At 35.4% G+C, this 11,782-nt stretch carries 17 protein-coding genes, 1 tRNA gene and 1 other annotated feature; all 18 genes read right to left on the bottom strand.

The window, feature by feature from the left end:
- Positions 1–13 precede the first annotated feature (13 nt).
- On the bottom strand, positions 14–1,204 hold the full coding sequence (gene coaBC / locus OEZ61_RS00480; RefSeq protein WP_034531071.1) for a bifunctional phosphopantothenoylcysteine decarboxylase/phosphopantothenate--cysteine ligase CoaBC: 1,191 nt from the start codon (positions 1,202–1,204) through the stop codon (positions 14–16).
- 97 nt (positions 1,205–1,301) lie between these two features.
- Positions 1,302–1,505, bottom strand: a complete 204-nt coding sequence (gene rpoZ, locus OEZ61_RS00475) for a DNA-directed RNA polymerase subunit omega (RefSeq protein WP_034531070.1) — start codon at positions 1,503–1,505, stop codon at positions 1,302–1,304.
- Positions 1,505–2,122 carry a guanylate kinase gene (gene gmk, locus OEZ61_RS00470; protein ID WP_034531069.1) on the bottom strand — a complete coding sequence of 206 codons (618 nt, stop codon included), beginning with the start codon at positions 2,120–2,122 and terminating at the stop codon, positions 1,505–1,507. Before gmk ends, rpoZ begins: the two co-directional genes overlap by 1 nt.
- A gap of 63 nt (positions 2,123–2,185) precedes the next feature.
- Positions 2,186–3,877, bottom strand: coding sequence for a DNA repair protein RecN (recN, locus tag OEZ61_RS00465; RefSeq protein WP_034531068.1), 1,692 nt, complete (start codon positions 3,875–3,877; stop codon positions 2,186–2,188).
- An 18-nt stretch (positions 3,878–3,895) separates the two neighbouring features.
- Positions 3,896–4,702, bottom strand: coding sequence for a TlyA family RNA methyltransferase (locus OEZ61_RS00460; protein ID WP_141000023.1), 807 nt, complete (start codon positions 4,700–4,702; stop codon positions 3,896–3,898).
- An 11-nt stretch (positions 4,703–4,713) separates the two neighbouring features.
- Entirely contained in the window at positions 4,714–5,607 is an 894-nt protein-coding gene (locus OEZ61_RS00455; RefSeq protein ID WP_034531066.1) for a polyprenyl synthetase family protein, read from the bottom strand.
- Positions 5,607–5,837: an exodeoxyribonuclease VII small subunit gene (locus OEZ61_RS00450; protein WP_034531065.1), complete on the bottom strand. Its 231-nt coding sequence runs from the start codon at positions 5,835–5,837 to the stop codon at positions 5,607–5,609. The genes OEZ61_RS00455 and OEZ61_RS00450 overlap by 1 nt, the downstream gene beginning before the upstream one ends.
- Positions 5,837–7,177 (bottom strand): exodeoxyribonuclease VII large subunit, encoded by a 1,341-nt coding sequence (gene xseA, locus OEZ61_RS00445; protein ID WP_034531064.1) that lies wholly within the window; start codon positions 7,175–7,177, stop codon positions 5,837–5,839. Before xseA ends, OEZ61_RS00450 begins: the two co-directional genes overlap by 1 nt.
- Positions 7,170–8,027 (bottom strand): tetrahydrofolate dehydrogenase/cyclohydrolase catalytic domain-containing protein, encoded by an 858-nt coding sequence (locus OEZ61_RS00440; protein ID WP_034531063.1) that lies wholly within the window; start codon positions 8,025–8,027, stop codon positions 7,170–7,172. Before OEZ61_RS00440 ends, xseA begins: the two co-directional genes overlap by 8 nt.
- A gap of 101 nt (positions 8,028–8,128) precedes the next feature.
- Positions 8,129–8,530 (bottom strand): transcription antitermination factor NusB, encoded by a 402-nt coding sequence (nusB, locus tag OEZ61_RS00435; protein WP_034531062.1) that lies wholly within the window; start codon positions 8,528–8,530, stop codon positions 8,129–8,131.
- The gene (locus OEZ61_RS00430; RefSeq protein WP_034531061.1) at positions 8,530–8,967 is read right to left on the bottom strand and encodes an Asp23/Gls24 family envelope stress response protein; all 438 of its coding nucleotides are present in this window, start codon (positions 8,965–8,967) and stop codon (positions 8,530–8,532) included. The genes nusB and OEZ61_RS00430 overlap by 1 nt, the downstream gene beginning before the upstream one ends.
- 45 nt (positions 8,968–9,012) lie before the next feature.
- Positions 9,013–9,576: an elongation factor P gene (gene efp, locus OEZ61_RS00425; RefSeq protein ID WP_034531060.1), complete on the bottom strand. Its 564-nt coding sequence runs from the start codon at positions 9,574–9,576 to the stop codon at positions 9,013–9,015.
- Between the two features lie 172 nt (positions 9,577–9,748).
- A complete protein-coding gene (rpmA, locus tag OEZ61_RS00420; RefSeq protein ID WP_034531059.1) occupies positions 9,749–10,045 on the bottom strand; it encodes a 50S ribosomal protein L27 in 297 nt (98 codons plus the stop codon).
- A gap of 21 nt (positions 10,046–10,066) precedes the next feature.
- On the bottom strand, positions 10,067–10,411 hold the full coding sequence (locus tag OEZ61_RS00415; RefSeq protein WP_034531058.1) for a ribosomal-processing cysteine protease Prp: 345 nt from the start codon (positions 10,409–10,411) through the stop codon (positions 10,067–10,069).
- 14 nt (positions 10,412–10,425) lie between these two features.
- On the bottom strand, positions 10,426–10,734 hold the full coding sequence (gene rplU, locus OEZ61_RS00410; protein ID WP_034531057.1) for a 50S ribosomal protein L21: 309 nt from the start codon (positions 10,732–10,734) through the stop codon (positions 10,426–10,428).
- An 18-nt stretch (positions 10,735–10,752) separates the two neighbouring features.
- Positions 10,753–10,829, bottom strand: a sequence feature (ribosomal protein L21 leader region).
- Positions 10,830–10,927: 98 nt separating this feature from the next.
- Positions 10,928–11,001 (bottom strand) — tRNA-Arg (locus tag OEZ61_RS00405).
- 75 nt (positions 11,002–11,076) lie between these two features.
- Positions 11,077–11,589, bottom strand: coding sequence for a hypothetical protein (locus OEZ61_RS00400; protein WP_034531056.1), 513 nt, complete (start codon positions 11,587–11,589; stop codon positions 11,077–11,079).
- 91 nt (positions 11,590–11,680) lie between these two features.
- Positions 11,681–11,773: an IS3 family transposase gene (locus tag OEZ61_RS08125; RefSeq protein WP_080719905.1), complete on the bottom strand. Its 93-nt coding sequence runs from the start codon at positions 11,771–11,773 to the stop codon at positions 11,681–11,683.
- Between the last annotated feature and the right edge of the window lie 9 nt (positions 11,774–11,782).

The following is an 11,782-nucleotide window of genomic DNA, read 5'->3' as shown; positions in this document are numbered from 1 at the left end:
CTCCCCCTTTAATTTAATCGATTCTTTCACTAATGATATCAATCAATTCATTAGCAATTTTATCCTTACTTTCTACATCGCTTTTCTTAAATACCCCGGTTTCATCGATAAATGAAACTTGGTTATTATCGCTGTTAAATCCAATTGCCTTGTTGCTAACATCATTTGCTAACAATAAGTTTAACTTTTTCTTGGCTAGTTTTTGTTTGGCGTTATCCAATAGGTTTTGGGTTTCTGCAGCAAAACCGACGACAAATTGATCATCCTTTATCTTTGATAATTCCTTTAAAATATCAGGTGTTTTTACCAAATGAATGTCTAATTCATCACCATTTTTCTTGATTTTTTGTTCTGAATATTTCGCTGGTGTGTAGTCAGAAACAGCTGCGGCCATTACTAAAACATCAGCATCATTGAAGTTATCTTCAATCGCACTCTTCATTTCACTGGCTGAACTAACATTGATAACGTTCACATTACCGTTGATATGTTGAGTTTCTGAAGATGAAATTAAAGTCACATCGGCGCCAGCATTCATGGCCGCTCTGGCAATCGCATATCCCATCTTACCTGATGAATTATTACTAATGTATCTAACCGGATCAATGGCTTCTCTAGTTCCACCAGCTGTGACAATCATCTTCTTACCAGCTAATCGATTATCTTGTTCAACCATTAATTCTAGTCTTTCGATAATCTCTTCTGGTTCAATCATTCTACCCTTGGCTTCGTATCCTTCAGCTAAGAATCCTGATGTTGGATAGATAATTTTACAACCATCAGCCTCGATTCGTTGAATATTTCTTTGTGTTGCAGGATTATCCCACATATTATTGTTCATTGCTGGAACAATCACTTTTGTAGAAGGTGTTGCAAGCAGTGTCGTAGTAACTGCTTCGTCACCAATCCCATTAGCCAACTTAGCAATCGTGTTTGCTGTGGATGGAGCAACAATTGAAATATCAGCCCATGTTGCAATATCAATATGGGTGATTTCATTAGCATCCTTTTCGTCAAAAGTATCAGTGAAAACAAAGTTTTTAGTCAAAGTTTGAAAAGCCAATGGTGTAACGAATTGTTGTGCACCACCGCTCATAACGACTCTGACATCGTTTCCATTTTTAACTAATAATCGCGCTAAGGTTAATGACTTATATGCGGCAATACTACCGGTAACATATAGTGCTATTTTTTTATTATTCACTAATCAAACCTCCCATATCTTAAGAACTTATTACCTATATTGTATCAAAAAATCAAAATAAAAACCCTTGCATTGCTGCAAAGGGTTAATTTATTTATTATTTGTTACCTCTAGTTAGTTCAACCTTGCCGGCAACGATTTCTTCGAAAGCCTTACCAACAGATTTTCTAGATTTGTATGAGTCTAATAATAATGGTGATCCAGCATCAATATCATGAGCTCTCTTACTTGCTAGCATGATTAATGAGTATCTTGAATCAACTCTTTCAAGTAGTTTGTCAACAGATGGATATAATAGCATTAGTCTTCTTCTCCTAACATTGATAGATAATCCGGCATTACGCGGTTAACTTTTAGTCTTTCGCTGTTAACGATAGTCTTAATTCTATCTACAGCATTTTCAACTTTGTCGTTTAATACAGCATAGTCATAGTTTCTCATCATCTTGATTTCAGAAACAGCTGTCTTGATACGCTTGTCGATAACGTCCATGTCATCAGTTCCACGACCAATTAAACGATTCTTTAGCACAACTAAATCAGGTGGGGTTAGAAATACAAATACTGCTTCTGGGCAATTAGCTCTAACCTGCATTGCACCATTAACTTCGATTTCTAAGAATACGTCATGACCTTCATCCAAAGTCTTATTAACATAGTTCAATGGAGTTCCATAGTAATTGTCAACGTACTTTGCATATTCTAGCATTTCACCATTTTTGATATGGTCTTCGAATTCTTCTTTACTAACAAAGAAATAGTCTTTACCGTTTACTTCACCTTCACGAGGACTTCTAGTAGTCATTGAAATTGAGTACTTGAAATCAACGTCTGGTTCGTTAAACAATGCCTTTCTAACAGTACCTTTACCAACACCAGAAGGTCCTGAAAGAACAATTAGCATTCCTCTTTTTGCCATTTTAAAACCCCTCAAAATTTTATAATACTACCATTATGGCCTATTTTACTGATTTTTTCAAATTTATTTTTTGGTTTCATCTGCTAACTTTAATAATTCGTTAGCATGTTGAAGTGTTAAATCAGTGATCGTTGTACCAGATAACATTCTAGCAAGTTCATCAACACGTTTTTGAACTGATAACTTGATGATACTTGTCTTGGTACGATTCTTATCAATCTTCTTTTCAATGAAGTAATGATGATCAGACATTGCAGCAACCTGTGGTAAATGCGTAATACATAGAACTTGAGATTTTTGCGCAATTTTACTGATTTTTTCGGCGATTGCTTGAGCAACTCTACCGGAAACACCAGTATCTACTTCATCGAAAATAATTGAAGTGACACCTTGCATATTAGTGAATAAAGTCTTTAGTGCCAACATAATTCTAGATAGTTCACCACCGGAAGCAATCTTTGATAGTGGCAACATTGCTTCCCCTGGGTTAGTTCTCATATAGAATTCAACACGTTCTGTTCCATATCTGTGGAATTCACCGATTGGTAACTTTTCAAAGTTAACTTTGAATTCGGTCTTAGCCATGTATAAATCAGATAGTTGATCGTGCACTGCTTTTTCAAGCTTGGTTGCGACAGCATGACGCTTCGTGTTTAATTCATCAGCTAAATCACTCAACTTATTTACGGTTGATTCGTATTGTTCATTTAAATCTTCACCAGTAGTTTGATCAGCTTGCATGGTTGAAAGTTCCTTAACAACATTATCGTAATGCTTTAGGATTTGTTCAATTGAATCACCATACTTACGTTTTAAACCGTAGATGACATTCAATCTTTCTTCGATTTCTTCTAAACGACCTTGGTCAAATTCTTGTAAATCCATTTGATCAGAAATGTTGTCAGAAGCATCTTGTAGTAAGTAAAAAGCATTCTTGATGTTGTCAGAAATTTCTCTAAATTGAGGGTCAACTTCTTCAATTGATTCCATTGAATTCTTGGCTTCACCAATTACATCTAAAGGATTGAATGTTTCATCACCATTAATGGCACTAAAACTCATGTTTAGGGCATCAACAATTTTTTGATAGTTAAGCAAATGGTCTCTTTGACTAACCAATTCTTCTTCTTCGCCAACTTCTAGATGAGCATTGCTAATTTCATTTTCCTGAAATTCCAACATATCAAGTCGTTGTGACCATTCTTTTTCATTACCACGTTTTTCTTTAATTGATGCTTTTAATTGTTGGTAATGATCAAAAGTTTCCTGGTAATTAGATAAAGTATCACCAATTTGTTTATGACCAAATTCATCAAGTAAATGGACGTGTCTTTCTGGTTGCATTAATTCTTGATGTTCATTTTGACCATGGATATCAACGATTGTCTCACCAATTTTCTTTAGCATTGTGGTATTTACAAGCATCCCATTGACACGACAAATATTGCGACCATTTCTATAGATTTCTCTTTGTAAAATGACGCTATTATCACTATGATCGATTCCCATATCATCCAACACTTTGTATGTTAGACCATCTTCTGGGAACACAAATAAACCTTGAATTAATAACTTATTACTGCCCGTTCTGATAAAGTTTTGTGAACCTCTGCCACCGGCTAATAGGCCAACGGCATCGATAATAATTGACTTACCAGCACCAGTTTCACCAGTTAAAACAGTCATACCATTGGAAAAATCGATTTCCAAATGGTCGATAATCGCAAAATCGCTAATTGATAGGTTTTCAAGCAATCAAAAGACTCCCTTTCATTACTTTAGTTCGTCAGCTCGTTTGATAGTATCTTCAATCGAAATATCTGGATTAATTGAAGGATTGTCAACAGACTTTAAGTATACTAGGAATTCAATGTTTCCTTCGCCACCCTTAATTGGTGAGAAGTCTAATCCTTCAACTGAGTAACCAGCGCTAACGGCAAATTTTATAATGTCTTCTAAAACTTCGGCATGAACGGCGTGGTCTCTGACAATACCGTGCTTACCGATTTTATCTCTTCCGGCTTCAAATTGTGGCTTAATTAACGCCGCAACGTGGCCATTTTTAACAAGAATATCTTTTAGTGGTGGCAAAATCAAGTGAAGTGAAATGAAGGAAACGTCAATTGAAGCAAATTCTGGTTGACCTTCTGTAAAATCATCTAGCTTTGAGTATCTAAAGTTGGTGTGTTCCATCACAACAACTCTTGGATCTTCACGAAGCTTCCATACTAGTTGGTTACTACCAACATCCAAAGCGTAACTTTTTTTAGCACCATTTTGTAACATCACATCAGTAAATCCACCAGTGGATGAACCGATATCTAAAACAGTCTTATCTTTAACATCAAGATTAAATACCTTCAAGGCTTTTTCAAGCTTTAGGCCACCTCGACTAACGTATGGCATTGGTTTTCCTTTTAAATGCAACTTTGTGTCTTCAGGAATCTTAACACCTGGTTTATCCAAACGTTCTTCATTTTTACCTAAAACTTCGCCGGCCATTACGGCTCTTTTGGCTTTTTCTCTTGTATCAAAAATACCCTGTTGAACAAGTAGCACGTCTACTCTTTCTTTTTTCATGCGAACTACTCCTATTTTTCTATTTTAAAGTAATCTAAAAATGATGATAACAATCCTGTATCCACATCATTTTCGTCTTTTAATTCGTCTAAAATTTGGCGGCTATGGCTAATTGTGTCTTCTAAGTAAGAATATGCCTTATCTAATCCCAAATGATTAGTATAAGTGTTTTTGACGCCATCTTGATGCACTGGTTTTCCAAGTTCTTCTTGACTGGAAACAACATCTAAGATGTCATCATAAATTTGAAAGGCCAAACCATAGTCTGCACCAAATTGATCTAACTTATCAATCACATCATGACTAGCATCTGCTAAGATACCACCAGCAATCATGGCATATCTAATCAATGCCCCTGTTTTTCCTTCGTGTAATTTCTTAATTTCATCCAAGGAAAGTTGTTTGTTTTCATTTAAAATATCCATTGACTGACCGGCAACCATCCCTGAGGGGCCAGCAAATTTAGATAGGTAATAAACTAATTGAGCCTTCTTATGGTCATCTAGATCATTATCAGTTAACCATTGAAAGGCCAATGTTAATAATCCATCACCAGCTAATGTGGCTAAACCGGCACCATAAATCACATGATTAGTCTCTTTACCACGTCTTAAATCATCATCATCCATAGCTGGTAAATCATCATGGATTAATGAATAAGTGTGCAGTAATTCAAGTGCACTAATCGCCTTTAAATCATCGTCTGTCATTTCATGATTTAACGTCTTTAAGGTTGCAATGCTCATTAGTGGTCTTAGTCTTTTCCCACCAGCCATCAATGAATAGCTCATTGAATCAGCAAGTGGATCATTGCTAACATCTTTTTTTACTTGATTAGCTAATTGGCTTTCAATTTGTGGTTTATATTCATCAATAAAATCAGATAAAACTACAGATTGACTCATTACTTATCTTCGCTTTCTTTTTCGAATGCAACTTCAGAATCATCATCTGTCATTTCTTTAGCCAATGTCTTTTCAGCATTCTTCAAAGTACTTTGTAGTTCGCCACTTAGCTTAACACCTTTTTGGAATTCACTTAGGGCTTTTTCCAAAGGAATGTCACCTTGTTCTAATTCGGAAACGATTTGTTCTAGTTTGTTCATGTTATCTTCAAAACTTGCTTTTTCAGCCATTATTTACTCTCCTTTTTGACTTCGTTAACAGTTGCTTTCGCATATCCATCAATTAATTTTAGTTCAATATCATCATTTTTCTTAATGTCGTCAACTTTCTTTACGACCTTGCCATCGCTGTTAGTTGTAAAACTAAATCCACGAGACATCACCTTTAATGGGCTTAGATGATCTAAAGCATCAACTCTTTGTGTTAGTTGATTTTGTTTACTTTGAATCAACAACATAATGTTTCTCTTTAATTGATCATCTTTAACTTGTAAAACTTGTTGTTGTTCTTTGATTAAGTTCTTTGGTGAATTGATTTTTAGATTATATACTAAATCATTTAGCTTTCTATCGGACTGGTTGATTGTTTCCTTTAGAGCGTTCATCAACCTTTCGTTTAGCATATCAATCTTTTGAACATATGAATCATACAAACGTTCAGGTTGTTTGAAAATGTATGATTGTTGAATTTTTGCTAAACGTTGTTGTAATTGATTTAACTTGTTTCTAAAGGCATTAAAAATTCGTACTTGGTCATTCTTAATGTCGGTCATAACATCAGTCAATACTGGTACTGCTAATTCGGCAGCAGCAGTTGGTGTCGCCGCTCTTACATCCGCAACTAAATCAGCAATTGTTGTATCAGTTTCGTGTCCAACTGAAGAAATCACTGGAATCTTACTGTCAAAGATTGCTCTGGCAACGATTTCTTCGTTAAATGGCCAAAGGTCTTCAATCGAACCTCCACCACGTCCGATAATCAATGTATCAAAATCACCGCGTTCATTAACACGATTGATTTGACGTACGATATCAGAAGCGGCTGCATCCCCTTGGACGACAGCAGGATATAAAACGATTTGAGCAATTGGATATCTTCTTCTAGTAGTTGTAATAATATCTCTAATAACAGCTCCACTAGGTGAAGTAACTACCGCGATTCTCTTTGGATACTTTTCCAAGGGCTTTTTAGGGGCGTTAAATAATCCTTCAGCAGATAGTTTTTTCTTTAATTGTTCATATGCTTGATACAAGGCACCAACACCATCTGGTTCCATGTGATCAATATAAATTTGATAGTTACCGGTTGCTTCATAGACTGAAATTCTACCAGTAACTAATACTTTCATTCCTTCTTCGGGTTTAAACTTAACCTTATCGAAAGCGGATTTAAACATGATAGCGCTAATCTTGGCGTTATCATCCTTCAAACTAAAGTATTGATGTGCTGGTCTCAATCTAAAGTTAGAAATTTCACCAGTTAAATAAACCTTATCTAGATAGGGATCACGATCAAATTTTTTCTTAATATAGCTTGTTAAATCGCTAACACTTAGGTAATCATTACCCATTAATATCACTCCACTTTGATAGTTCTACGGTTTGTCTCATCAATGTAGCGATGGTCATTGGACCAACACCACCAGGTACAGGAGTTATGTATGAGGCTTTCTTAGCAATACCATCATAATCAACGTCTCCAACTAATTTACCTTCGTCATTCACGTTTTGACCAACGTCAATTACAACTACGCCATCTTTTACATCACTTTCTGTTACTGTATTAACCTTACCAGTAGCAGATACGATAATATCGGCGTCTAATGTGTATTCTTTAATATTTGCATAATGGTTTAACACTGTTACTTCTGCACCAGCATTGATTAACAAAGCTGCCATTGGTCTACCCACGATAGTACTTCTACCAATTACGACTGCTTTTTTACCCTTTAAATCAATACCATATTCTTCAAACATAGTCATAACACCCTTTGGTGTACATGCAACAGGATAGTTACTTTGTTCGTTTAAGAATAACTTACCAGAATTAATCACTTGGAATCCATCCACGTCTTTATCTGGGTTAATTTGACTCATAACGTATTTTTCGTTGATGTGTTTTGGTAGTGGTGATTGAATCAAAATTGCATCAATGTCATCGTCATGATTGTAGTCGTTCAATATGTTCAATAATTCGTCTTCAGTGGTTTCTGTAGGAAGAGCCTTAACGATTGACTTAATTCCTAATTGTTGAGCTTTCTTATGCTTGCTTCTCACATAGCGGTGGCTAGCTTGATCATCCCCGACGATAATCACAGCTAGACAAGGGTTCTTACCTTGTTCGTTTAATTCTGAGACCATATCTGCAGTCTCTTGATTAACTTTCTTTGCTAAAGATCTCCCATCAATAATATTGCTCATCGTAAAACCTCCAAAGGATTATTTAATTCTCTTTTATTTTAGCATATAAAAAAATGTTTATGTAATAAAAAAAGACTCGCTTTTACGCGAATCATTTTTTCTTAAGCAATTGTGTTTGATAAAACTCCATTAACAAATTTTCTTGAGTGATCATCACTGTATTTTTTTGTTAATTCTAACGCTTCATTGATTGCCACCTTTGTAGGGACATCGTCAACGTATTTAATTTCAAAAAACGCAAGTCTTAGAATTGCAAGGTCTGTCTTGGCAATTCTGTTAATGGACCAACCGGAAACAAGATATGAGATTATACTATCGTCTAAGCTATCCTTATTTTCGATAACTCCATCTACTAAAGTGTTGTAGTATGATGGAATTTCTGTTTCTTCATCGGTTCTTGAGATAGCATGAAAAAATAGTTCTTTATCGGTTGTATCATTTGCATTGATAGCAAACAATGTTTGAAATGCATACTCTCTTATTTTATGTCTAGTAAATTCCACTATTTTTCACCCTTATCGCTACTATTGCCGTTTAATAAACTTTTTGAATTAGCTCTTTTATCTTGTTTTTCATGAACGACACCTTCTACGTGAACATTAACTTCACCTAAATCAAGTTCAGTCATGAATAGAAGTTGTTGTTTTACTTGTTCTTGAATTTCTAGAGCAACTTTAGGAACAGAAACCCCGTAATTTAGATATACGTAAACATCAACAATTAATTTTTCATCTTTAAAATTAAGTCTAATGCCCTTACCCATTTCTTTACGACCGAATAGTTCATTAACACTTGTTGCCAATGATCCACGCATGCGCTTTACGCCCTTTACTTGGACAGAGGCAATGCTTGCGATTACTTCCAATACGTTTGGGGAGATTTGAATATCCCCAAACTTTGAACTAGCCTTTGGTAAAGAAATATTTGTTTGTTCTGCCATAAAAATTACCCTCCAATCAAAATAAAAGCATCAATTATTTATTAATTAAGCTCTTGAGATGTATGTTGCATCATTGGTGTTAATAACTAGCTTGTCACCAGCGTTAACAAAGAATGGTACTTGTACAATTAAACCAGTAGTCATAGTAGCTGGCTTGCTTCCACCTGAAGCAGTGTTACCTTTGATACTTGGTTCAGTTTCTGCAACTTCTAGAGTAACAGTGTTTGGTACTTCGATACCGATAACTTCGTTTTCGTATTGAACGATACTTACGTCCATGTTTTCTTGTAAGTAGTTTAAAGCATCCTTGATCTTGTCACCAGGTACAGTAATTTGTTCGTATGAATCCATATCCATGAATACGTAACCTGCACCATCTTCGTATAGGTATTGCATGTTTCTAGTGTCAATTTGTGCTTGTTCCATCTTAGCACCGGCACGGAAAGTCTTGTCTTGAACAGCACCTGTTCTTAAGTTCTTAAGTTTAGTACGTACGAACGCACCACCCTTACCTGGCTTTACGTGTTGGAAGTTAATGATACGCCAAATTGCGTTATCTACTTCAATAGTTAATCCTGTTTTAAATTGGGCAGTTGAAATTGTTGCCATGATTAAAACTCCTCCTAGTATTACTAATATGTTTTATATGATAGCAATGTTAGTGCAGCGATTGCAATCGTAATCGTTACTAACATTGTATCATGTTAGCTTTATTTAAATAAGTCTTTGGTAATAAAAAAAGCCTGAAAATAAATCAGGCTTTTTCTACATTATTCACTAATTACTTAGCAACTGCTTCAGATACTGGGTATACTGAAACTTGGCGCTTGCTGCGGCCCATACGTTCGAAACGTACAACACCATCAACTAAAGCAAATAAAGTATCATCACCGGCACGCTTAACGTTTTTACCTGGGTAAATGTGAGTACCACGTTGACGGTAAATGATTGAACCAGTAGTAACTTTTGATCCATCAGCAGCCTTTGTACCTAGACGACGACCTGCAGAGTCACGACCATTGGCTGTTGAACCTCCCCCTTTATGGTGAGAGAAGAATTGTAAATTCATTTCTAACATTGGATTACACCTCCGTACAATTTAATCTATTGTAATATCTAATTTAATATAATCAGCATAACTTTGAGAAATATCCCGCATTCCATTTTGGAATGTTGATAAAATCGCTTGAGCAGCAATCTCATCTTCGGAAGAATTAGCTTGAGGAACTGTAACTTCCATAAAACCACCTTCGATGTCATCACTGACAACTTTAGGTTCTAGGTTAGCAACTTCGGTTAACCCATTTACAGTAGAAATGGATAAAACAGAAACCGCAGCGCATACAATGTCCTTACCATACTCACCTGAATCAGCATGACCGGATAAACTAAAACTAGTAATTCGATCACTTTGCTTATCATGAATAATATTTGCTAATATCATTTTTTATCCTCTAATTAAGCCTTGATTGAGTCAATCATAACCTTAGTGTATGGTTGTCTATGACCCTTCTTAGAACGAGAACCCTTCTTAGGCTTGTAACGAAGAATAGTAATCTTCTTACCACGGCCTTGCTTTTCAACAGTACCTTCAACTGAAGCACCGTCTACAAGTGGAGTACCAACCTTAGCTGAGTCACCACCAACGAAAACTACTTGATCAAAAGTAACCTTTTCACCTTCGTTTGCGTTTAGCTTTTCAACGTAGATTGCTTCACCTTCAGCAACTTTGTATTGCTTTCCGCCTGTTACGATAATTGCGTACATAATGTGCACCTCCTTGAATAATATGCTTAGACTCGCCGAACATAAGCGCTTCAATAAGAAGACTTAATACTCAGTCCGTGCGGTTGTAGCTGTGAAAGTCCACAAATACAACAAGGTAAGTATACATATTTTGAATAATTTAGTCAAGAAAAAAAGCATATCATAAGTGATATGCTTCAACAATTTATTCAAATGTCGCGAGAGAGATTCGAACTCTCGACCTACGGTTTAGAAGACCGTTGCTCTATCCAGCTGAGCTATCGCGACATCAAAACTCAACAAAAAACATTATATCGGATAATCGACATGGTGTCAATATCATTTTTAAATCAATTAAAATTTTTATAATGAATTAATTTCACTAAATTGAGCTGACAATGATTTATCATCAACGCCAAGGTCTACTATACCAAATTTTAGGAACATTTTCCAGGAAAATTGGAAATCTTTTTTAGAATGATTATAAAAACCGTTAAACATCATTCGTTTAATTGATAAATATACCTGATTAAAATCACGATCAGCATCAATGCTTGTGATTTTGTTGTAATCTTCTTCATCAATAACGATTACGTCTAACCAGTTATGAACGCTAGCAAACAACAAGTAATATTTCATCACGTTGGCAACGTCTTTAGTAATCATTTCCTTATAGTTTTTTACATCAATATTTTCTTGATCTTTTTTATAAACAGAGAAACGTTTTGAATCCTCTGCTAATTGAGCTAAAGATAAATCCAATTGGATAAATAGCTTTTGTTGCTTATTATTGCCATTTAAGAGCAATTGTTGCTTTTGCCCCATGTTATTGAACTTGGCAACAGCTTGTTGAATCATTTCGTCAAATTTTAGCAATCTAAAACACCTCACATTCCATTTTATCATTATGACAAACGTTTGAAAAATAAAAAAGAGCCTGACCTGAACCCCTAAAATTGGAAGATGGTTATGCTATTTTCTGGGAGGAATTGATCCGGTATTCAACCGGTGACATTCCTCCCAGTTTTTGTTTTATACGATAATTGTTGTAATAAGATATATATTCCTT

The sequence above is a fragment of the Apilactobacillus sp. EABW-1NA genome (assembly GCF_030398685.1).
Lineage (GTDB): Bacteria > Bacillota > Bacilli > Lactobacillales > Lactobacillaceae > Apilactobacillus > Apilactobacillus waqarii.
Note: the sequence above shows the minus strand (reverse complement) of the source record. Positions and strands in the feature narration are given on the sequence as shown.